Raw genomic sequence first — 24,086 nt, 5'->3', positions numbered from 1 at the left:
AAAATATATTTTGTGGATTCTATTTGTAGCCTTCGTTATATTAACATGGAATATACCAAATTATAAAGTGGAAATTTCGAAATTTTTCATTAGTATATTTTATCTAAAATGGAAACGCTATTTATTTGAGTGCGTGGGTACTTAATTGTATGAATTCTCGTTAAACAAATTTTGAAATTTACATGTTTTGTTATGAATCATAATACTGTAGCTTTATCAATGTGAGTTTTTCAGTAACTATTTTAAGATATAAAGTTAAAATATATAGGTTTAAAGATATGAATTATTACATAAAAACGTACTTGAAAAAGAATGTATGATGGTAATAGATTACAAACATCAAGGGGGAGCTTAAAATGAAGTTAAATAAACTAGTGCTTAGTTGTGGAGTAATTTCAGCATTAACACTTGGTGTGTTAGGAAATAATACTTATGCTGAAGAAATACACAAAACAAATGATACCATTCATATAGTTGAACATGTTCCTGCATACTTATTGTTAACTCAAACAATGGATTATAGTGGAGAGGCTGTAACTTCTTTTGTATATAATGGGAGTGAAAATTTAAGCTTCTTTATGAAAAATAATGGTCAAAATACAATGGGATATAGTGTGAAAGGTCCAAATATGGAGCTAATTGTTGGTGGTTATATAAAACCTGGAGAACAACAAATTAATGTTACAAATGTACAGAATGCTTTATCTCCATTACCGAGCGGAACATATAAAATTTACGTTTCAAATGATGATGGTTCTAAGGGGCAATTCCAAGTGTCAGTAAGATCTAAGAATTAAATTTAAAACGCTTTGTTTTAAGTTGATTTAATCTTTCCTTATTGGAAAGAAACTAAATTGAATTAAGAATTAACGATCAAAATCAAAACGAGCACCTTGTCTAATTTGAGAGGATGCTCGTTTTTTGCTATTAAACAAAAAACAATTACTTCCAACCGCTTATCAATACATTTTGATATTTCCAACGCTAATCTACTAGTTTGTGTCAACGAGAGAATGTCTACTATAAAATAACTTTTTTAAAACAAAATATAGTTTGGCTAAAAATTAGAGGGCATCAATTCATTTGAACAGTAAAAACTGTTTATAGGATTGATGTCTTTTTTTGTTTAAGAACGAAAATATATTTTCTCAACAGGACAAATGGTAAATATCTATAAGTACTACTTATAAGGATAATTGGAAAATAGAAATTAATAATAAAGGGGAATGTGAAATGACAACATTAATATCTAATAAAGATCTAGCTAAAATCCGAGAGGAAGATGTAGATGTATTAAAGGTAATGGCACATCCCGTTCGATTAAAAATTGTAAATGAATTAATGTACCATAAACTATGTAATGTTACACAGTTGACAGAAATATTAGGACTCTCGCAATCCACTGTTTCACAGCATCTATCAAAATTAAGGGGAACCGTGCTCCGTGCAGAAAGACGAGGATTAGAGATGCATTATTATATTGATAATGCTAAGGCTCGCCAGATTGTAGGAATTCTAGGTTTGTAGCTAAAAAGAGTACTTTTCAAAAGTGCTCTTTTTAAGATGTGCATTAGGACTTGAGGGAGGCATCAATGCTAAGTTAGAAGGAGTGTGCTTTGAATCAATCTTTGCTTAAAATCAGAGATAATTGTTTACATTGTTTAATAATTACTTAATATATTATTAAGTTTGTTACCTTACAAAACTGTAAGGTTATTTCAATTGACACTCGTATATATAAGTAACTATACTAGTTACACAATGTTGGTGAATATATTTAATAGTTTCAATCTATAAGTGTATGTTTGGAGATTCTTTTCGGAATAATAGTTCGATTTAAATTTATTCATTTGTAATATAGTGTTAGTGCCAACTTAATCTATTTTTTTATTCAAAGGAATATTATTTAAAGATTAACTATAAATGATATATTTACTAACTTGTAATAAATTTTTAGAGGTGCTAAATTTTGAAGAACAAATTAATTGCTACAGGAATTCTCGCTGGAAGTCTACTATCTTATTCTTCTAGTATTTTTGCAGATACTCACAAATTCCCAGATGTTCCTGCATGGGCTGACAAATCCGTTACTTATTTAGTTGATAAGCAAGTATTGAGTGGTTATCCAGATGGAACTTTTGGTTCAAATGACACATTAGATAGAGCTTCTGCAGCAACCATTATGACAAGGGCTCTTGGTATACACATTGATTTAAATGCAAAACCATCTTTTAAAGATTCACAAAACCACTGGGGAACTCCATATATTGCCGCAGCTGAAAAGGCAGGAATAATTAAAGGTGAAGGAAATGGAATATTTAATCCTTCTGGAAAAGTTACTCGTGCTGCTATGGCTACTATGCTAGTGAATGCATATAAACTACAAAATAAAAGCATTAACAATGGACAAAGTAAATTTGAAGATTTAAAGGGACATTGGGGTGGAAAGTTCGCAAACATCTTAATTGATTTGAAAATTTCAGTTGGTACAGATCATGGTTGGCAACCAAATAGATTTATAACACGTGCTGAAGCTGCACAACTAACCGCAAAAACAGATATGCTTCAATATTGTCAAAGTAATCCTTTAGAAAATAAAGCAATTATTATTGATCCCGGACATGGCGGCGAAGATCCTGGAAAAAACACAAAGGGATTACCTGAAAGTAAGATTGTACTAGATACTTCTTTACGTCTTCAACAATTGCTTGAAAAACATACTCCATTTACAGTTTTACTAACTCGTGAATCTGATACTAGACCTGGACATGATCAAAAAAGCTCTTTACAGGAACGTGTTAAGTTTGCTAAGCAAAATCAGGGTGATATCTTTATAAGCATTCATGCAAATGCTTTTAACGGTAATGCAAAAGGGACAGAAACATATTACTATAAATCTTCTAAATCTGAAAAAACAAATCCTCATGTGGAAGAAAGTCGTGTTTTAGCTGAAAAAATTCAAGAACGATTAGTAGACGCACTTCAAACACGTGATAGAGGTGTTAAACATGGAGATCTTCATGTTATAAGAGAAAATGACATGCCAGCTGTGTTAACGGAACTTGCTTTTATAGATAATGGTATTGATTACAGTAAGTTATCTACAGAAAACGGAAGACAGATTGCAGCAGAAGCCATTTATGAGGGAATTTTAGATTATTATGAATGGAAAGGGAATAATGTATCTGAATATAGGTTGCAATAGGTAAATGAATATATAGTAATTCTAGAAATAAAGAATTCTATAATTTTTTTGCGCTTTTTTAAACAAGAAATTTAAATATGTATTTAAAATTCTTGTTTAAATCGTTATTTTGTGTTTTAATAATATTGATAATAGTTATCAGTAAAAAGAGATAGAAATTAGCAAAATAAGTGTTGATAGTTATTGTCATAAAGATTAATACATTTCTACATTGTAACGTTATGAATCTATCTCTAGTATTGAGAGCTAAAAATAATACGTTTATATCTTTTAAATGTTTAAAAAGGAGTGGCTGTCTGTATGAAAAAAGCAAATGGAATAGCTAAAAGTGTTGCGGTAGCGTCCGTTATTATGTCTGGATCACTTGGTTTACAAGCAACGTCTGCATTTGCAGATTCTAAAGGAACTGTAGAAAATCTTCAAAATGGTGGAAAAGTCTATAATAGTTTTAAAACTACTTATGACATGAAGCAGAATATTAAAAATTCAATAAAGGTTTCTTTTATTGAGGATCCTTACGCAGATAAAAAGATTGCAATTGTTACCACTGATGGTAGTAATATAGATGCGAAATATACAATTAATGGCGGATACTATAACGCAGGTTTAAAATGGCCATCGGCGTATCATACGGAAGCAGAAATAACAAGTGGTGATAGTGCTCAATTTCATAAAGCTGCCCCAGTGAATACAATGACTTCAGCAAAGGTTACTTCTGAAGTAGGGTATACACTTGGCGGAAGTGTGAAAGTTGGGGTAAATGATAAAGGGCCAAATGCCGATGCGAGTATTACAGGTAGCTTTGCTTGGAAAGAAAGTGTATCTTACGATCAAGTAGACTATAAAACGGTATTAGAGACTCACACAGATAAAAAATTAAATTGGAAAGTAGGATTCCAATCATTTAATTATCCGGAGTGGGGAATTTATAATCGTGATTCATTTAATAATTTCTATGGTAATCAACTATTTATGAAATCACGTAGTTATAATGAAGGAACGAATAATTTTGTTTCAAAAGATACAGTACCAGCTTTAACAGGATATGGTTTTTCTCCTAATGTAGTAGCAGTTATTACTGTAGATAAAACAGAATCTACATCTGATTTAAAAATAACAAATCGTAGAATATCAGATCAGTACAATATCGAATGGGTAAGTTCGAAATGGTGGGGAACAAATAATAAAGATACATATAATGAGTTCTTTACAAACAACTATAAATTAGACTGGAAAAACCATCAAGTTACTCTTGATAACCAAAAAGACCTTGAAGAACAAATAAGTAGTATCAAAAATGTGAATAACCAACTTAACAAAGGAAAAGGAAAATTATCTTTTTCAATGAATGGAAACCAACTCAAAGCGACATCTAGCAATGCTGGTTATGGTATTAGTTACGAGGATAAAAATTGGGGTATCTTTGTGAATGGTGAAAAGATCTATACGTTTAATGAAAAAACAACTGTAGGTAATATTTCGAATGACATTAACAAATTAAACATCAAAGGACCTTATATTGAGATTAAACAAATCTAATCAGTAAATGAATTGCAAATGAAAGGGCCAGAGTTTATCTGTAAAGATAGATAAACTCTGGCCCTTATTATTTATTTTATTCTTATACGCAATTAGAAAAGAGCGTGAGGTATTTAAAAGCTATTCATGCTACGCAGGGAGATATTGTTTTAAGTAGGGTGTTTATTTTTATTTCACTTTTAAAAGAATTCTTTGTATGGTGATATAGGGCAGGAGAGACTCAGGAGATGTTTCTTTTTGAGGCGTACGTTGTGTGGCGAATTGTTTAAAGTAATTAAGATTTCATCGGTTGTTAAGTTACTACTTTAAATATATAATTAAATTTCATTAAAAAGATACTCTATTCAAAGTCCTTATGGGATTTTTGAAGTGAAATATATATTATTTGAGGTGTGTGAAATGGGGAAATCTCGAGAGCAGACGATGGAAAATATTTTGAAGGCTGCTAAGAAAAAATTTGGAGAGCGTGGCTACGAAGGTACGAGCATACAAGAAATTGCAAAAGAAGCGAAAGTAAATGTCGCTATGGCTTCATACTATTTTAATGGGAAAGAAAACCTGTATTATGAAGTGTTTAAGAAATATGGCCTTGCTAATGAGTTACCTAATTTTCTTGAGAAGAATCAATTTAATCCTATTAATGCTCTAAGAGAATATTTAGCAGTCTTTACTACACATATAAAAGAAAATCCTGAAATTGGCACATTAGCATATGAGGAGATTATTAAGGAAAGTGCAAGATTAGAAAAGATTAAACCGTATTTTATAGGTAGTTTTGAACAGTTAAAAGAAATATTGCAGGAGGGCGAAAAACAAGGAGTATTTCATTTCTTCTCTATAAATCATACAATACATTGGATCACTTCTATTGTTTTATTTCCAAAGTTTAAAAAGTTCATTGATTCTTTAGGACCAAATGAAACGAATGATACGAACCATGAATGGATGCCAGAAGACTTAGTAAACAGGATTATTTCTGCTTTAACAGATAAGTCTAATATATAAATTACTCATTGTTTATGAATCCTAATTGTCTTATTAAAAAGCCTAAATTCTCAATGGATTGTAGAGAAATTAGGCTTTTTTCGACACTTCATTCAAATACTTTATAGACTAATGGCTTGATTTATTGATGATTCGAGTGGAGTTACATAGATATAGTTTTCGTTGCAACGGTTTGTTGAAATGCCTTATCATGCTCAACAATAATCATTGTGGGATTAAATTGTTGAATTAGCTCTTCAATTTGCATACGTGAATAAATATCTATAAAGTTTAATGGTTCATCCCATATATACATATGGGCTTTTTCACATAAACTTTTAGCGATAAGCAGTTTTTTCTTTTGGCCACCAGAATAATGAAATATATCTTTTTCAAATTGAATTCGATCAAAATCCATCTTTCGTAGGATGGATTTAAATAATGTCTCATCAATCTTGTGCTCTTCAATAAAATTTGATAGCGATCCTTTCAAATGAGAAGTATCTTGTTGAACATAGGAAATGGTGAGTCCTGCACCTAGTGTAACTAAACCTGTATGCTGTATCGGATACCCTAGAATTAGTTTTAGGATACTACTTTTCCCGCTCCCATTCTTGCCATCAAGCACAATTCGGTCACCTTGTTCAACTACGAAGTTAATTGGCTCATTCACGACCTGGTCATCGTACGTAACAGACACGTCAGCCAAAGTAACGAATTCATTTGACTTGAACTTCAATGCTTCTAATTTTAATGACTCAGTTTTCTCCACATTTTTTAGTAATTTTGACTTTTCTTCAATAGCTTTTTGTTGCCTTGATTCTAGGTTTTTTGCCCTTTTCATCATCTTGGCTGCTTTATGTCCTACAAATCCCTTATCTAACTTAGAACCTGAATTTCTTGTTCCATTTTTTGAAGCTTCTACATCATGAGACCAATTTGCTGAACGCTTGGAAGACTGTTTTAATCTTCCTATGTCTTTTTGTAGACGATCATTTGTAGCCTCTTCATGCTCTTGCTGTCTATCGAAATTTAATTTCCAAGAAGAATAGTTCCCGCTTTGAACTTCAATATTTGCTCTATTTATAGATAAGATATGGTCAACGCATCCATCTAAAAAGATTCTGTCATGTGAAATTAAAATAAATCCTTTCTTCTTCCTTAGATAATCAGAGACTATTTTTCGTGCATCCGTGTCTAGGTGGTTTGTTGGTTCGTCAATTAATAAAAATTGGCCCTCATTTAAAAACAGTGCAGCAAGCAACACCTTTGTTTGTTCTCCATTTGATAAAGTGTTAAACGGTCTGTACATGACCTCGGCATCAACATTTAAATAGGATATTTCACGTAAAAATTCCCAATCTTCTGCTTGGGGACAAATTTCTTCAAGGATTTCATGAGTAAATTTGTTCTTATCTGCAACAGGATAGGGGAAGTAATTGAATTCTACAGAAGCAAGGATTTTTCCACTATACTCGTAATTTCCTAATAATAAATTAAAGAATGTCGTTTTACCTCGTCCGTTTCTACCGATAAATCCTAGTTTCCAATCCGTATCTATTTGAAAGTTTACACCTTCAAAAATATTATCAAAGCTACTTGGGTATGAAAAAGTTAAATCTTGAACTTTTATCATTGACATAATAATTCCTCCTTTATATATCGAAACGTTTCATATAAAGTCGGAACATCCATCCATTTTTTTATTCCTCTATATAAGTTTGATGGATATTAACGACTTATATAGAGCATTACATGTGTCACAATAGTATCTGAATTAGTCATTTTTTTCGCTCCTTTATTTGTTAGGTAAATTTAGGGATTAATAAATTTTAACTTACATAAAAGGGAATAAAAAAATCCCCCAATTTTTAATCGGAAGGATTAGTCTGTCGCTTATACTTAAGTAGGTAATTATTAATCATTTGAATCATGACAAATAAAGTATGAAATGAATTATAAAAATGGATAGACTAACCCTATATTTTGTAGTTTGAAGTTATAAAATTCAACTTAAAATATAAATTAGTTAATCATTATTCATCCATCATTCCTTTCATCATTCTATTTTTAGAGTAACATTCTTTTTGGGGAGATGCAATATCATCTTCACTTAATGCTAGATCATTTATATTTCTTTGGTTAGGTCGATATAACATTACATCTTTTTTATAAACATCTTATTTTTGTTCAAAGTGTCACGTCTTTTGTCCATTAAAAGGGGAGGTATTTGAAATTGACAGCACCTCTTACTGTAACTATAATAGTTACAGTAAGTTCGGTCATTTAATTCGAATTTCTAAATTAATGATAGTATATTACCCTTCTTTCTAAGTGTGACAATAAGCGAATAACTATGTTGCTATGGAAGTTTAGATTCTATCTCATATTCAAAGAACAGTTAAGTTGTATTATTCAAATTTACGATGAGCAAATACTAAAAAAATAACATTTTCCATCGTATTCTTTTTGGAATGCTTAGTTAAAAAAGAGGAAATATCTGCAGAAAGCAAATCAGGCTGTGGTATGTAGAAAGAAATCCTATAAAAAGGTCGTAATATGGAATAATAAGTAAGCTCATTTAAATGAATACGAGCAGTGCAGCATCAGTTCATTTTTAATAAAAATCTAGAAAAAATTAAGAAGGTGAGTCCGTTGCGTAAACATTCACATGTGCAATTTTATGTATTGATATTGGCTCTAATAGCTTATTTAAGCTTTTGCTTTATATTTTTATTTGTTTTTCCCAATCATTATTTTGTATCAGATTTTAATATACGACTCTCATCTTTAGTTGTTGAAACTATTGTACTTATTTCATTACTCTATTCTATAGTATCCAGAAAAGTTAAGTTAGGAGTGTTTTGGGCTTGTATTACTATTGCAATAGGGTGTTTTTTGATAGGGAATTTTATATCCGCTTTTCAAGTACTTAATATAGAATTACCAATACAAAATTTTAATATCTCTGATGTATTTTTATTGTTTTTCTTATTCTTCTTTCTCTTTGCTTTCTTTTATAAAATCATGATGGAATGTAATAAATGGGAAAAAGCATATTTGATTTGTGATTTATGTATTGTAGTTACTGCCATTTTTACCTTAGAGTGGTACCTATTCAATAAACCTTCTGCAAATATCTTATTCTTATCTATTGGAGATGTTTTTCTTTCATTTATTTTCCCAATTATAGATCTATTGCTTCTATTACTAGGAGTTAGCCTTATTTTTCGACCAGCAATTTTTAATGCGAAAAGTAAATTATTTATTTTTATCTTAGTATTAACTGGCTTGTCTATTACGGACTATTTATATTTCTATTTACAAGATGATTTATCACATCGTTCACTTATATTATTAAGGTGTTTGTATAGAGTTTTTCTATTATTTATTTCCATTGCTGCTACTATTCCAAGGAGTACATCTTCTAGAAGAGATTACTTTATTATTAATCCGACATTTGGAAAGAAACTTCTTGTCATATTTCCTTATCTTGCAGTTGCAATTTTAATTGGTTTTACTTTAAAAGAGCAAACTTCTTCTTCTACACTGATTACGGGAAATTGTATTGCCTTTGTATTTGTACTGATTCGTCATACAATTGTACGAATGCAAAACAAAGATTTAACCGAAACATTAAAAGTGTTTAATAATCAATTAGAGCAAAAAGTATCTAAAAGAACAGCAGATTTAATAAAAAAATCTAATGATTTGGTGAAAAATCAAGAGAGGTTTAAGTCTTTATATGAGTACCATCCAGATCCTATATTAACAATTGATTTAAATGGTACCGTATTAAATATAAACCAGTCTGGAAGTATGTTATTAGGAAAAGACAGTGCAGCATTAATAGGAAAAGAGTGCTTTTCTATTTTTTTAGATGAAGATAAACCTGAATTGGAAGTAGCTCTAAAGATGGGGAAACGATGTAGTTCGTCTTCGTTACAGTTACGTGTAAAAAATAATAATGAGAAGGATATACATTTTTGGTACGTTACGATTGTTCCTATCATGATAGAAGGACAAACTTTTGGGAGTTATATAATGGTAAAAGACATAACGAGGATGAAGCAACAACAGGATGAGATAAACTATCTAGCATTTCATGATACGGTGACGGGGATTGGAAATCGAATATTCTTCCAACAAGAATTAGACAGATCTATTGAGCGAGTACAAAAAACACAGGATAAGTTTGGACTCCTGTATATAGATTTAAACCGCTTTAAGAACATTAATGATACACTGGGTCATGCAATTGGTGACAAGGTTTTAAAAGAAGTTGCCAACCGTTTTAGGACATGTCTGCCACCAACTATTCATATAGCAAGAATAGGGGGAGATGAGTTTGCAATCATTGTCCATAACAAAACAGAGCAACAGCTGTTAGATTTGTGCGGAATACTCTTTCGTATAACTGAAGAACCATTTGTAATAAATCAACACAGCTTTTATTTATCCCTTAGTATAGGAATAGCGTTGTATCCATTTGGAGGAACAAATGCCACAACACTTTTACAACATGCTGATATTGCTATGTATAGCGCAAAGGAAGAAGGTAGCAATGCTGTTTGTATATACGACGAGACATTATCTCAAAAAATAACAAGACGATTACAATTAGAACAAGATTTACCGAATGCAATTGAAAATAATGAGTTGTTTTTATTGTACCAACCACAAGTTGATAGTAAGGCAGGAAAGGTTATTGGTGCAGAGGCATTAATACGTTGGCAACATCCAGAGCTGGGGCTAATTTCACCTTTTGAGTTTATACCTATCGCGGAAGAAATATCACAGATTATTTCAATTGGAAAATGGACGCTACAGCAAGCGTGTTCACAACTGAAAGAATGGCATTCTGCAGGTTATACAAATCTAAAAATGGGGATAAATTTATCAGCTATAGAGTTTGAACAGAAAGATTTTGTTCAAACGATTATATCTACCATAGAAGAAATAAGAGTACCAGCTCATTTGATTGATTTGGAATTAACAGAGCGAATTGCCATGGTAGATGAAAAAGAAACTTTATTGAAGTTAAAAGCATTAAAATCATATGGTGTACATTTATCAATTGATGATTTTGGTACAGGATATTCTTCATTAGCATATCTACCTTTATATCCAATTGATACTTTGAAAATTCCAAGAGAATTTGTGAATAGGATTGGAACTTCGAATGATGGAGATGAAATTATACAAACTATTATTTCGCTAGCTCATACTTTAAATATGAAAGTGATTGCGGAAGGAGTAGAAACGAAGAAACAATTAACAGTGTTACAACAAAATGCATGCTATTTAATTCAAGGCTATTATTACAGTAAACCTGTAAATGAAGATGAGTTTCTCAAGTTTTTAAGCAGGGAATAAGTGAGAACTATGTACTTGTGAAGCAAAGGGAAAAGAAGTTCTACCTATATTAAGTAGAACTTCTTTTTGAGTTAACTAGCAGTTAGGTTTCCAAAATATTTTGCATTAAGATGTATCATTACTCAAGCTGTTATCTTGTTCTTAAGTGATTCCTTCTTCATGACTTGTCTTCTCGTCAAGAAATTTGAAGGAAGCGTATTACAGGTGCAGGTCATACTATCTAAAGTTATTTTATTATTTATCGCTTATTACATTTGAAATGACTTTTAATGTGTATATAAGCAAGTGATAAGTAAATTAAATAAACAAAGGCCCTGTAAAAAATACAGGGCCGGATAGAGGTTTAAGGGAACGCATAGTTTCTTAGTAACATATTAGCATAAACTTTTCATGTAGCTATATAAGAGTTTTGACAAATTTAAGAACAAGATAGAGGGTTTTTAAGAATAAATGCAGTACTGAAAATTAGGGTTGTGATTTAAATGTTAGCATTGTTATCTCGTTAAAAAACAGATGAGTATTTTAATCATGATAACGTTTAGGAATGTATATGTAAGAAATGTTTTTTGATTAGATTAAAAGAGAAATCTGATAATTTATTATATGTTATACCCAAATAACTTTAAATCTTCTCCTGAGTCTGAAATGATCTCTTCGAACTGTAATCCTACTTTTTCTAAAAGCTTTCCTGAATTGATGTTATCAATAGTAGTAATTGCTACAATTCGTTTCAGACCGAGCTTTTGTACACCGTAGTCTATTACAGCAGAAGCGGATTCAAAGCCATACCCCTTTGAACGGAATTTCTCTAAAAAGGCAAAGCCGATATCAACATCTTCTAATGAATCTCTTTTAATAAGACCGCACATACCAAGTGGAGTGAGATCTTCTTTTCGCTCTACTAAGTAAAGACCAAAGCCCATTTTGTTATACATATCAACTGGTCCGTTTAAAATGTATTTTTTTGCATCGTCTAAGTTTTTAATCCTTTTATCACCAATAAACTGAATCCATGCAGGATCGTTTACTAATTCTAGAATAAATGGAGCGTCTTTTATATCAAACCAGCGAAGAACGAGTCGTTCAGTTTCAAGAACTATCAATCTATTGCACCACCTTTAATAGTTATAACAATTAGTATGGGTTGAGAAATACAAAAGTGCAACATATTTTCATTATGATCTACTTGTTCACATAAAGTTCGTTTGTTTTGTATAAAGGGATATTTTATAATTAGGATTGATTGTAAAGAGTGAGATACTTATACAATGACTCCTAGGTAACTAGGAGTTTTTACTATATAACTATCATTATTACTAAATATGACACACTACACATTCTACTCAAGGAGGTACATAATGAAAAAATTATATAATGCATCTTTTACGTATTTGATTATCGGCTTATTATCAGGGATTTTCGCTAGGGAGTATGGAAAGTATAAGGGGATTGTAGGATCTACTTTGTTAAATCTTTTGCATACACATACACTTGTACTCGGCTTTTTCTTCTTTTTAATTGCTTTAGGATTAGCAAAAGTATTCGCGTTTCATGAAGCGAAAAGTTTTAATAAGTGGTTTGTTTTACATAATATTGCATTGACTTTAATGTTAGGTTCGCTAGCGGCGAGAGGGCTACTTCAGCTAAATGGAGCGGACTTTAAAGGGTTAACTTATATAGTAGGGTTTTCCCATTCGTTAATGGCAGTTACTTTAGTTTGGTTTATGTTGTTAATAAAGAAGTCATTTAAAATATAGTTTTGTAGAAAAGAACTTGCAATAGTTATTGCAAGTTCTTTTTGTTTATTCGACAGTAGGAAACGAATTTCATATGTATAAAACTTGAATTATTTAATTTTTCGGATTATTATGTATAAAATAGTTAACATATTTTGTAATTCAAATGTATAGAAAGTAGGAGGGCGTACGATGGAAATAACGGTAGAGCGTTTAGTAAATAAATTAAAGGGTGTACTTCCCGAAGATCGAGTAGTTGTAAATACGACAGTAAGAGAGTTACATAGTAAAGATGAATCTTATCATACTAGTAGTTTACCTGATGTAGTAGTTTTTCCGAAAACGACTGAAGAGGTTAGTAGATTAATGAAGGTAGCGAGTGAGCATAAAAAACCTGTGGTTCCTTTTGGAGTAGGATCTAGTTTAGAAGGACACGTTATACCATATGAAAAAGGAATTACAATGGACTTTTCGCTCATGAATAAAATACTCGAAATCAGAGAGAAAGATTTCCTTGTGAGAGTACAGCCAGGAGTGATTCGCTCTCAGCTTAATAAAGAATTGAAAAAGTATGGATTGTTTTTTAGTGTAGATCCAGGAGCAGATGCAACGTTAGGTGGAATGGCTGCCACAAATGCGAGCGGAACGACAGCAGTTAAATACGGGGTAATGCGTGATCAAGTTCGTGATTTAGAAGTCGTACTTGCTGATGGGGAAGTAATACATACTGGAAATTTAGCAGCGAAATCATCATCAGGTTACCATTTAAATGGTGTTTTCGTAGGCTCAGAAGGTACTCTTGGATGCTTTACAGAGTTAACATTAAAAGTATACGGCATACCAGAGCATGTTATGGCTGCGAGAGCATCGTTTCCAACTATAAACGATGCAGTAGAAGCTGTTATTAATATACTACAAGCGGGCATTCCAATTGCGAGAATTGAACTTGTAGATGAATTATCTATGAAACAAGTAAATCATTATAATGAAACAAGTTACAGAGAAGAGCCTACACTGTTTTTAGAGTTTCACGGTAATGAAGCAGGGCTAAAGCAAGATATTGAATTTACTAAGGAAATTGTTTTTGATCATAAATGTAAAGAAGTTGCTTTTGAAACGGAAACTGCGGCGAGAAATAAATTATGGGATGCACGGCATAATCTAGCATACTCTTACGTTCATAGCTATCCTGGTAAAAAGCTTATGAGTACAGACGTATGTGTACCAATTTCAGAATTAGCTGGCGCAATCCAACATGCGAAAGAGACGTTAGATAAAGTAGGTCTTGTTGGTGGTATTCTTGGTCATGTAGGAGACGGGAATTTCCACGTGCTCCTAATGATAGATCCAAACGATAAAGAAGAAGTGGAAAAGGGCGACGAAATAAATGAAAGTATCGTTTTATATGCTCTTAAACGAGGTGGAACGTGTACGGGAGAACATGGCGTTGGAATCGGAAAACGGAAGTATCAAGAAGAAGAACATGGGGCGGCATTACTCGTAATGGAAAAAATAAAGAAAGCTCTTGACCCGCAAAACATTTTGAATCCGAATAAAGTTTTTCAGTTGAAGGATAGGGGATGATGGGGTGAAAGTACTAGAAGCGATAAGTAATATAGCTGGAAAGTATTTTGCATTTTGGGTTATTTGTATTGCTGCTATTGTATATTTCATTCCTGCTCCATTTCTCGGGCTAACTAGTTACATAACAATTTTACTCGGGGTTGTAATGTTTGGGATGGGATTAACGCTAAAAGCTGTAGATTTTAAAATCATTGCTACAAAACCATTGCCAGTTATTATCGGTGTATGTGCTCAGTTTATTATTATGCCACTTGTCGCATACGTACTAGCCTACGTTATGAATCTGCCAGCTGAGTTAGCAGCTGGATTAGTGTTACTCGGTTCAGTACCGGGTGGCACTGCATCAAATGTTATGGTTTATTTAGCAAAAGGGAACTTAGCGTTGTCTATTGCAATGACGTCGTTATCAACGTTACTAGCACCAATTGCTACACCTCTTATTTTATTATTACTTGCAGGACAATGGATGCCAGTGAATGCTATGTCTATGTTTCTTTCTATCGTACAAGTCATTATCCTACCTATTATTTTAGGATTAGTAGTGAAGAAGTTTTTCCCTACAACTGTTACGAAAGGAATGACTGTTATTCCTTTAATATCAGTTGTAGCAATTATCATTATAGTTTCAGCGGTGGTTTCAGCGAATGTAAGTAGCATTACTTCTTCAGGTCTTCTTATCTTTATCGCAGTTATGCTTCATAATGCATTTGGCTTTTTACTCGGATATATAACAGCGTTCGTACTTGGACTAGACGAAGGGACAAGAAGAGCTATTTCAATAGAAGTAGGAATGCAAAATTCAGGATTAGGTGTTGCGCTGGCAACAGCACATTTTGGACCAGCCGCTGCACTCCCAAGTGTATTAGCGGCAGTATGGCATAACATTGCAGGACCGATTTTAGCAACCATCTGGTCAAAAAATGCAAAGAATACTTTCAGTGATGAAAATTTATCGGTAAATATAGAAAAATAGGGATGGTAAAGAATGCAAAAGCGTATTTTACATTTTGAAGGGTTAGTTGTTTTCGTAGCCACGATTTATGCGTATTCGATATATGAATTTAGTTGGATTATATTTTTGGTATTTCTTTTAGCTCCGGATTTATCAATGTTGGCGTATGGGATAAATAATCATGTAGGTGCTAAAATTTATAATATTTTTCACACATATATTATATCGATAGTAATAGCTATAATAGGTGTATATTTTAAGGTAGATACCATTATAATGATTGGCTTAATTTGGACAGCGCATATTGGAATGGATCGAATGTGTGGATACGGATTGAAATATGAGACGGATTTTAAGGATACTCATATTCATAGGTTATAAATTATTTTGGGGAGAGAGATACATTGAAACAGAGAATTACAATCGAAGAATATAACATCAAATGGGAAAGTGAATTTAATAAATTACAAACTATTATTAACGATGCAATGGAAGAACTTGTTTTATCCGTTGAACATGTGGGAAGTACAGCTGTTAAAGGACTTGTATCAAAACCAATATTAGATATTGCTATAGTAATAGAAGAGTACGAAATTTTTCCTGAAGTAGTAAAAAGCCTTGAAACGATAGGGTATTATCATCAAGGTGACTGGAGCTTCAAAGGGAGAGAGGCGTTTGGTAGAAAGGATGCCTTCGTTCCATGGAACGGGGAAAGTACAGTTTGGATGGAACATCATTTGTATGTGTGTGACAAAAATAGCGAAGAGTTAAGAAGACATATAGCGTTTCGAGATTACCTTCGTGAACATGAAGATGTTGCTGTTGAATATGGACGATTAAAGAAAGAATTAGCAAGAGAATCGAAAAATAGAGCGAGCTATAGTGAAGGTAAGACGGCATTTATTACAAATATATTAGGGAAAATAAACTAAGGCGGCATGGAATACATGCTGTCTATTCTTTTTAGAAAGCTGCCATTGTAAAACAAATACAAACTGGCCCTGTTGATTGATGCAATTACTAAATATAATAGGAAATAAAATAGAAAAGAGCGGAAAAGAGGGAGTTTATGTACATACCAAAACATTTCGCAATACAAGATGAAGAGATGAAGTACGAAATAATAGAACAAAATAGCTTTGCGACATTATTTTCTCAACATAACGGGGAACCATATGCAACGCATTTGCCGTTGTTATTAAATAGGGAGACTCTAACTTTACATGGCCATTTAGCGCGTCCGAATGAACAGTGGAAAGTTAGTGGGAATCAACACGTACTTGCTATATTCCAAGGACCCCACAGCTATATATCGCCGTCGTGGTATGAAACAAACAATGCAGTACCAACATGGAATTACGTTGCAGTGCATGTATATGGTGAATTAGAAATTGTTGAGGATGAACAGGAATTAATAGATTCTCTTCAAGATTTAGTACATACATATGAAAATCCAAAGAGTACCTATTCACTTGATGATGTAGATCCGAATTATATGGGAGGATTAAGTAAGGGAATAGTTGGGTTTAAAGTAAAGATAAATAAAATAGAAGGGAAAGCGAAGTTAAGTCAAAATCATTCTGTAGAAAGAAGAAAATTAGTTGTAGAGAAACTTGAGGAAGTTGGTAGTGAGGGGAGTAGGGGGATTGCTAGAATGATGACGTGGAATTCGTTGTGATAGAAAAAACAAGTTATATATTATTGATTTTGGTCATGTAAATGAAATAAGAGAGCTAAGAAAAAGAAGCAAAAGTTTCAACGAATAAAAATGAAGTCATACGATAATGCATGACTTCATTTTTTTCGCGTGAAAAAATGTATAGATCAACCGCCTCCATCACCTACAGAAAGGCTTTGTATCTTAGTATTAGAATGATCCAACTTTGTTGGACTTGTTATACCAGTACTAAATGCTAGAATTGTAACGATCCCCATAAAACTTAAGAGTAATTTTTTCATTTTAATCCTCCTTTAGCATTTGCTTTTTTCTTTGCTTGTAATGCCATATAAAAATATTTACTTGCTTCAGAATGTTCGTTTTCATCATAGAATTTAATTGCCAATGTTTCATATTGTTCCTGAACATCTTCATATAATTCTTCGCGTTCGAAATATTTAATTCCTGCTAATGCTATTTTTTCAAATGTTTTAGCAGGTGAACTGTTATTTAGTTCTTGTAAAATCATAAAGCGATGTTGGAACTCCTCTTGTTTTAGTTCGTTACTAATACTTAATCCCCTTTTTATTAGCTCGTCTGCGACGCTAAGTTCCTTTAATTTGTAGTATTCTAAAGCGCTAGCAAAGATAGCTTTATAATGATTTGGGGATTTCTCGATAACTTCAGAGAGATAACGAATAGCTAATGCATTAAGATTTTGATTTGAATACATCCATCCTAAGTTATGTCGAACCATTAAAATGAATTTTTCTTCTCCTGTTTTTTGGAATTGATTCATTGCAGCTGTAAAGTGTTCTTCAGCAAGTTCCCATTCTTTTAAGTTTATACATGCTAAACCTAAAATGTTATCACAAAAAGCTACATTCACTTCATATCCTAGATGATTAGAAAACATATCTTTAGCTTTTGTTACTTCTTTGATGGCTTGAAGTGCTTGCTGATTATCATAGTAGGAATATCCTAGTTTATAGTAGAACTCTGCTTTTTCAATTTCATCTGGAATGTATTGAAGCAAAGCTTCAGCTTTATCATAATGTTCTCTCGCTAGTATATAGTTTCCAATTGCATCTGAGTGAATAGCTTTAAAGAAATGATAGTAATATGATAAGAAATTATTTGTTGGAATTTCAAACGACTCAATTTTATTAAAACTGTCTTTAGAGACGCCTAAGTTATCAATTAAATAATTATATCGGAAATTTAGTAAAGAATAATAGAGCAATAAGTTTTGATCAGGTATACCTTTTGGATAGTCGTTTTTTAAAATGTTGATTTTATTATCTATTTGTTCTTTAAAACGGTTTGCGCTATCAATGCGTCTTAAACGGATTTCTATGTACCATTCATTTAATAGTTGTGTGATTTGTTCACTTTTAGTGGATGTAAACATGAAGATTCCTCCTTTTTAGAATATTCTTATAAATAATAATAACAAAAATAATAATACTAAAAAGCAAAACTTATATTTCTCAACATTTTTCACGAAGATAATCAATTAATATGATTGGAATAGTGATATATGTGTGGTTTGATTGGAGTACGATTTATGCCTATGTAAAAAATGTGCCTTCAATAATTGAAAGCACATTAAAAGAGATTAAACAATCAAGTCCCACAAAAAGTACGATAAGGACGATTCGTCGGTGCAGGTGGAATGCAGTATTCTTCTTGCTCTGTAGCATACGCATAAGGATTTGATAGAGCTTCAAGAAGTTTTTCCATTACGCTATAGTCGCCGTTTGTAACAGCTGCTTCTAAAGCTTCTTCTACGCGGTGATTCCTTGGGATGATGGATGGGTTATTATTTTTCATCATTTCGTAGGCGTTTTCTTTCGATTCTTCTTGTCTTTCTAATCGAGATTGCCATAGTTTGTACCATTCTTTAAATTCAGGACTTTCAAATAGAGCTGTATTTTCGATCGTATTAAGAGTTAATGAACGGAATGTATTTGTGTAATCTGCTTTAAATTTCTCCATCATTTTTAAAAGTTGCTCAATAAGTGATTGATCTTGTTCCTCGTTGCTAAATAGTCCTAATTTCTTTTTCATTCCAAGGAACCACTGTTTTTCATACTGTACGCTAAATTTTGAAATTTCGTCTTGAGCAATTTTTAATGCTTCTTCTTCATCTTCATGCAGAATTGGTATTAAAGATTCTGCTAGTCGCGCCAGGTCCCATGCGGCCATATATGGTTGATTTCCATATGCGTAGCGACCTTGTGTATCAATAGAGCTAAATACAGTTCCTTGGTCGTAATTGTCCATAAATGCACAAGGGCCGTAATCAATCGTTTCTCCACTAATCGTTATATTGTCAGTGTTCATTACGCCATGGATAAATCCAACAAGTTGCCATTTAGCGATGAGACTTGCTTGTTTCTTTATGACTTCTTGTAGTAGTGCAGTATATCGATTTTCATGAGCCTCAATTTCTGGATAATGCCTGTTTATTGTATAGTCAGCTAGTGATTGAAGATCCTCAATAGAACCACGAGCTGCAGCATATTGAAATGTGCCGACACGTATATGACTGCTAGCGACTCTAGTTAAAATTGCTCCAGGTAACTTTGTTTCACGATATGTTGGTTCACCAGTTGTGACAACTGCTAAACTGCGAGTAGTTGGAATATCAAGTGCATACATTGCTTCACTAATAATATACTCACGTAGCATCGGACCGAGTGCAGCACGACCATCGCCGCGGCGTGAATATGGAGTAGGGCCAGAACCTTTCAGTTGAATGTCAAAACGTTTACCTGAAGGAGTAATTTGTTCGCCAATTAAAAGAGCACGACCGTCGCCTAACATATTAAAATGTCCAAATTGATGACCGGCATACGCTTGTGCTAACGGATGAGCTCCTTCTGGGAGAGCATTACCAGCGAAAATAGCAATTCCAGCTTCCTTTTTCAATTCTTCAGGATTAAAGCCAAGAGATATTGCTAGCGAATGATTTAGTTTAACTAGCTCCGGTGAACTTACTGAAGTAGGGGGGATTTCTGTATAAAATGATTGTGGTAAAGTTGTATAACTATTATCTAAATTCCAACCAGCTCCATTATTTTTAGTCATTTTATCTCCTCCTTGTTTATTTTTTATTATGTATTTGTACGTATGTATTCTTTGTAAAATTAGCTAAAAGTATAATATGACATTTCCCCTTAAAATCTATTGTAAGGACTTCAGTGTGCTATGTCTATTTAACAGCAAATATAAAAACTCCATTTAAAAAAATGGAGTTTTTATTACTACTTAATTTTTACGATTATTTTTCCTTTTGCTCTTCCACCCTCTGAATATTCCATTGCTTTTTGAGTATCTTCAAAAGGGAAAACTCGATCGATTACCGGTTTGATTCTTCCAGCTTCAATATAGTTTGCGATAGTACGTAATTGATCTCCGCTTGGTTTCATAAATAAAAATGAATATTGCACATTATGCTTTTTTTCAAGTGCAGTAAGTTTTCTACTTGCTAATGAAAATAAGAGTGTTTTAAAAAATCCGGAACCAAATTCTTTACCGAAACGAGCATTCGGCATTCCTGAAACGGAAACGATGTTGCCGCCACTTTTTATAATATTGAATGATTTTTCAAGTGTTGTCCCGCCGATTGTATCAAATACTGCATCATAATCTTTTAGTATTTCTTCAAAATTCTCTGTTTTGTAATTAATAATTTCATCTGCGCCAAGAGACTTTACTAAATTCGCACCAGCTTCACTAGCAGTCGTTGTAACAGTGGCACCCATTATTTTTGCTAACTGAATTGCGAAAGTACCAACACCACCAGATCCAGCGTGAATTAATATTTTTTGTCCTTTTTGTAAGTGCATAATGTCATGTAGTGCTTGATAGGATGTTAAACCAACGAGTGGAATCGACGCTGCTTCCTCAAAACTTAAATTCTTTGGTTTTAAAGCTATATCATCTTCATGAATGGCTATATATTCCGCGAAAGTACCGATTTTATTTTTTCTTGGACGTGCATATATTTCATCACCAACTTTAAAACGAGTCACTTTTGATCCAACCTTTACGATGACACCGGAAAAATCATTACCAAGGATTAGGGGCATTTCATATTTAAGTAACATCTTTACTTTTCCATCACGTATTTTAAAGTCAATTGGGTTAATACTAGCTGCATGAATTTCTGCGAGCACTTCATGTTCATTTATTTCAGGAGTAGGTACTTCTGCCATACGCATTGGAACTTTCCCGTATTTATCAATTATCATTGCTTTCATTTCTTATACCTCCAAATTTCAATAAAAGTTGTGTAATAGCTTTTCAATATTTAATACAAGATTTTTTAATAAACTTAATTTTGTACGTATATCAATATAATAAAAGTTTTTTGTACCTTCTTTTCGCATTAAAATAATACCGGCCTCTCGTAAAATCCTAAGGTGATGCGATACTGCTGGTCGAGAAAGGTGTGTTTGTTTCGTAATTTCTCCTACACGTAATCCGGTTTGACATTCCGTTTTCATGAGAACGAACAAAATAGCTTGACGTGTTTCATCGCCAATTGCTAATAATACTTTTTGAGAATCAATAAAATCTTTTTTTATAACATTTAATTGTTCTTGTTTATTCATTTCAATCACTTTACCTCCTGGTAATTAGTCGAAAGGTTTAAGATGATGAACCATTACATCGATACGGTAATGCTACATGATTCTAGTATGAGCTGCAATATTGGGAAAGAAAATCGAGACGAATGAAATTTTATGAGTTGAAAATGGTAGGGGGTAGAAAAGGCTTTAATAATACGTTGTTTACAGATGAGAAAGGATAAGGATTTTAAAAAAATAAGCGATCGTACCCTGAATAACTTATAGGGTTACGACCGCTTATCATGTTTTTATTATTTTGGTGTTTACTAAAGTGAGTTGTTTCGTTTTACTCTTTCATACATGCATAATGCAAGCAGATTATAGATATATGAAAAAGTAAAAGTAATTTGGGGCGTAATCTATCTATATGATAATTTAAAATGAAATATAAGTCTATATCTTTGTTGTTTTTTTGATTATATTTATGTCACTGAGCTCAGAACAATGATGTGGAGGGTAAATATATGAAATCGAATGATGTACCAGTTTTAATTGTTGGGGGAGGATTATCAGGATTAGCATCTGCGCTATTCCTTGCAAAACATAACATTAATTATTTACTGCTTGAAAGGCATCAGTCTACTGCAATTCACCCGAAAGCAGGTGGAATCACTTTTCGTACGATGGAGTTATTTCGAGAATTGGGTTTAGAACAAAGAATTAGATTGGCGGGTAAAGCGTTAGAAAATTGCCGAGGAAGAATAGCAGTTCATACAATAGCTGAGGTGAATAAGGAAGAATTGGCACAAATGAGGGCGAATCAGTATGGAAACGATGAAAAGTTACTTCGAAAAATAGAAGAGATTAGTCCATCAAAACAAACAGCTTGTTATCAAATTACTTTAGAAGAGATGATGTTACAAGAAACGAGAACATTAGGCGGAGAATTATCTTTTTATCATGAATTAGTTTCTTATGAACAAAATGAGCACGGAGTAATAGCAACGATTCGGAATCGTGAAACGGAAGAAGAAAGTATTATTCATTGTGACTATGTAATTGCAGCAGATGGGGCAAAAAGTAAAATACGTGAGCAACTAGGGGTAAGTACTGAGGGACGAGGTACAATCGGTGGCTATTATATGAATATTTATTTTGAAGCGGATTTAAGTGAGTTTATACAAGGAGATGCATTTGGTTTTTCTATGGTACTTCATCCGGAAGTTCTTGGTGCGCTTATTCCAGTTGATAACGAAAGAAAATGGATTTACCATGTATCCTACGATCCATTAAAAGGAGAGCGACCAGAGGATTTCACTATAGAACGTTGTAAACAAATTATTCAAACAGCAATTGGCAACACAAAGGTCGAGTCAAAAATAGTAAGTGTTTTACCGTGGGAGGCGAGTGAAAGTACGGCTACAAAATTTCAAGATAATCGCATTTTTTTAGTTGGTGATTCAGCACATATTATGCCCCCAACTGGAGGATTCGGTTCAAATACAGGAATACAAGATGCGCATAACTTAGCTTGGAAATTAGCAGCTGTTATAAAAGGGAAAGCAAATCCAAAATTGTTAGAAACATATCATAAAGAGAGATATCCTGTTGCAAAATTAACGACAGAGTATGCGAGTAGTTTATTGTTCCGTGCTGCAAGTAGAGAGGAAGGCAGTTTGAATAATATGGATGGATTAGCTGTAACTGTTGGGTATCACTATTGTTCAGAGGCGATAGTAGATGACTCAGCTACTCCACATAGAATGGATATCGTAGAGTTGAACGGAAGACCTGGAACGCGAGCACCACATTTTTTTGGAATGTATGAAGGGGAGAAGGTTTCTATATTAGACTTATTCGGTAACAATTTTGTATTACTTACTGAAGTAGAAAATAGTTCTTGGGTTGAAGCTGTATTTGATGTTTCATTTAAATTAGGAATAATTATTAAAATGTATCGAGTAGGGGTAAGTGGAGACTTTATTGCTCAAGAAAATGTTTTTCGTGAATTATATGGGATAGAGAATGAAGGAGTTGTACTAATTAGACCAGATGGCTTTATAGGATGGCGTTCGGCAAAAGCAGTGGTAAATCCAGATGTAATGCTGGAAGAGGTAATGAGTAATTTATTATGTGATTTTTAAGTAACTACGGAAATATTGTCTTATATGCTTCATTTTACTGAAAAAATAATATTCACAAATTTTAATAGGTTTGGTATGATTAATTTCGACAAGTTAATCGAGGCCGGAGATATTTGAGATAAGCCATAAATTTATTTAGGGATGCAACAGTGTCCTCTAAATAATTTATGGCTTTTTTTTATTGGTGAACTGTAATCAATAGGAAGTTCCATGTGAATAGGAGGGATATAGAAAATACATAGTATAGTAATAACATAGGGGAATTGTATTTGTAAGATTGGAATTTTAATATAAGCTTATAAAAATAATGAAAGTATATCTTCTATTTC

20 protein-coding genes are annotated in these 24,086 nt (G+C 32.8%); 13 read left to right on the top strand and 7 right to left on the bottom strand.

Features of this window, described 5'->3' with window-relative positions; genetic code table 11:
• Window positions 1-356 precede the first annotated feature (356 nt).
• The 5 genes from K5S59_RS27810 (at window position 357) to hlyIIR (ending at window position 5,749) form a co-directional block, all read left to right on the top strand.
• Window positions 357-797, top strand: coding sequence for a hypothetical protein (locus tag K5S59_RS27810; protein WP_000773512.1), 441 nt, complete (start codon window positions 357-359; stop codon window positions 795-797).
• A 436-nt stretch (window positions 798-1,233) separates the two neighbouring features.
• Window positions 1,234-1,527 carry an ArsR/SmtB family transcription factor gene (locus K5S59_RS27805; RefSeq protein WP_098237385.1) on the top strand — a complete coding sequence of 98 codons (294 nt, stop codon included), beginning with the start codon at window positions 1,234-1,236 and terminating at the stop codon, window positions 1,525-1,527.
• Between the two features lie 442 nt (window positions 1,528-1,969).
• Window positions 1,970-3,205, top strand: a complete 1,236-nt coding sequence (locus K5S59_RS27800) for an N-acetylmuramoyl-L-alanine amidase (RefSeq protein WP_120450651.1) — start codon at window positions 1,970-1,972, stop codon at window positions 3,203-3,205.
• 300 nt (window positions 3,206-3,505) lie between these two features.
• The gene (gene hlyII / locus K5S59_RS27795; RefSeq protein WP_120450649.1) at window positions 3,506-4,744 is read left to right on the top strand and encodes a hemolysin II HlyII; all 1,239 of its coding nucleotides are present in this window, start codon (window positions 3,506-3,508) and stop codon (window positions 4,742-4,744) included.
• A 399-nt stretch (window positions 4,745-5,143) separates the two neighbouring features.
• Window positions 5,144-5,749, top strand: a complete 606-nt coding sequence (hlyIIR, locus tag K5S59_RS27790) for a hemolysin II regulator HlyIIR (RefSeq protein ID WP_000520489.1) — start codon at window positions 5,144-5,146, stop codon at window positions 5,747-5,749.
• Between the two features lie 142 nt (window positions 5,750-5,891).
• Here the strand turns inward: hlyIIR and K5S59_RS27785 are convergent, their stop codons facing one another.
• Window positions 5,892-7,370: an Lsa family ABC-F type ribosomal protection protein gene (locus K5S59_RS27785; RefSeq protein ID WP_120450647.1), complete on the bottom strand. Its 1,479-nt coding sequence runs from the start codon at window positions 7,368-7,370 to the stop codon at window positions 5,892-5,894.
• Window positions 7,371-8,383: 1,013 nt separating this feature from the next.
• Here K5S59_RS27785 and K5S59_RS27780 point away from each other — a divergent pair.
• On the top strand, window positions 8,384-11,104 hold the full coding sequence (locus K5S59_RS27780; protein WP_120450646.1) for a sensor domain-containing protein: 2,721 nt from the start codon (window positions 8,384-8,386) through the stop codon (window positions 11,102-11,104).
• 599 nt (window positions 11,105-11,703) lie between these two features.
• Here the strand turns inward: K5S59_RS27780 and K5S59_RS27775 are convergent.
• Entirely contained in the window at window positions 11,704-12,207 is a 504-nt protein-coding gene (locus K5S59_RS27775; protein WP_000636227.1) for a GNAT family N-acetyltransferase, read from the bottom strand.
• Between the two features lie 255 nt (window positions 12,208-12,462).
• Here K5S59_RS27775 and K5S59_RS27770 point away from each other — a divergent pair, with 255 nt between their 5' ends.
• The 6 genes from K5S59_RS27770 (at window position 12,463) to K5S59_RS27745 (ending at window position 17,054) form a co-directional block, all read left to right on the top strand.
• Window positions 12,463-12,861 carry a DUF2871 family protein gene (locus K5S59_RS27770; protein ID WP_000737901.1) on the top strand — a complete coding sequence of 133 codons (399 nt, stop codon included), beginning with the start codon at window positions 12,463-12,465 and terminating at the stop codon, window positions 12,859-12,861.
• A gap of 171 nt (window positions 12,862-13,032) precedes the next feature.
• Window positions 13,033-14,424 carry an FAD-binding oxidoreductase gene (locus K5S59_RS27765; protein WP_120450644.1) on the top strand — a complete coding sequence of 464 codons (1,392 nt, stop codon included), beginning with the start codon at window positions 13,033-13,035 and terminating at the stop codon, window positions 14,422-14,424.
• Window positions 14,425-14,428: 4 nt separating this feature from the next.
• Entirely contained in the window at window positions 14,429-15,397 is a 969-nt protein-coding gene (locus K5S59_RS27760; protein ID WP_120450642.1) for a bile acid:sodium symporter family protein, read from the top strand.
• Window positions 15,398-15,409: 12 nt separating this feature from the next.
• A complete protein-coding gene (locus K5S59_RS27755) occupies window positions 15,410-15,757 on the top strand; it encodes a DUF4260 domain-containing protein (RefSeq protein WP_120450641.1) in 348 nt (115 codons plus the stop codon).
• A gap of 23 nt (window positions 15,758-15,780) precedes the next feature.
• Window positions 15,781-16,308 carry a GrpB family protein gene (locus K5S59_RS27750; protein ID WP_000813602.1) on the top strand — a complete coding sequence of 176 codons (528 nt, stop codon included), beginning with the start codon at window positions 15,781-15,783 and terminating at the stop codon, window positions 16,306-16,308.
• 137 nt (window positions 16,309-16,445) lie between these two features.
• Window positions 16,446-17,054 (top strand): FMN-binding negative transcriptional regulator, encoded by a 609-nt coding sequence (locus tag K5S59_RS27745; RefSeq protein ID WP_120450639.1) that lies wholly within the window; start codon window positions 16,446-16,448, stop codon window positions 17,052-17,054.
• Window positions 17,055-17,200: 146 nt separating this feature from the next.
• Here K5S59_RS27745 and K5S59_RS27740 read toward each other — a convergent pair whose 3' ends face one another.
• The 5 genes from K5S59_RS27740 to K5S59_RS27720 all read right to left on the bottom strand — a co-directional run bounded on the left by K5S59_RS27740 (window position 17,201) and on the right by K5S59_RS27720 (window position 21,664).
• Window positions 17,201-17,335, bottom strand: coding sequence for a Phr family secreted Rap phosphatase inhibitor (locus K5S59_RS27740; protein WP_000735069.1), 135 nt, complete (start codon window positions 17,333-17,335; stop codon window positions 17,201-17,203).
• Entirely contained in the window at window positions 17,332-18,444 is a 1,113-nt protein-coding gene (locus K5S59_RS27735) for a response regulator aspartate phosphatase (protein ID WP_000495318.1), read from the bottom strand. Before K5S59_RS27735 ends, K5S59_RS27740 begins: the two co-directional genes overlap by 4 nt.
• Window positions 18,445-18,659: 215 nt before the next feature.
• On the bottom strand, window positions 18,660-20,126 hold the full coding sequence (locus K5S59_RS27730; protein ID WP_212982107.1) for a protein adenylyltransferase SelO: 1,467 nt from the start codon (window positions 20,124-20,126) through the stop codon (window positions 18,660-18,662).
• 176 nt (window positions 20,127-20,302) lie between these two features.
• Window positions 20,303-21,301: an NADP-dependent oxidoreductase gene (locus K5S59_RS27725; RefSeq protein WP_000646410.1), complete on the bottom strand. Its 999-nt coding sequence runs from the start codon at window positions 21,299-21,301 to the stop codon at window positions 20,303-20,305.
• Between the two features lie 18 nt (window positions 21,302-21,319).
• Window positions 21,320-21,664, bottom strand: a complete 345-nt coding sequence (locus tag K5S59_RS27720; protein ID WP_000571878.1) for an ArsR/SmtB family transcription factor — start codon at window positions 21,662-21,664, stop codon at window positions 21,320-21,322.
• 473 nt (window positions 21,665-22,137) lie between these two features.
• On the opposite strand from K5S59_RS27720, the gene K5S59_RS27715 reads away from it, so the two are divergent.
• Entirely contained in the window at window positions 22,138-23,757 is a 1,620-nt protein-coding gene (locus tag K5S59_RS27715) for an FAD-dependent oxidoreductase (protein ID WP_120450637.1), read from the top strand.
• Window positions 23,758-24,086: the final 329 nt, after the last annotated feature.

Origin of the sequence: Bacillus sp. BML-BC051 (assembly GCF_019656175.1) — a bacterium.
Classification (GTDB): domain Bacteria; phylum Bacillota; class Bacilli; order Bacillales; family Bacillaceae_G; genus Bacillus_A; species Bacillus_A mobilis.
Note: the sequence above shows the minus strand (reverse complement) of the source record. Positions and strands in the feature narration are given on the sequence as shown.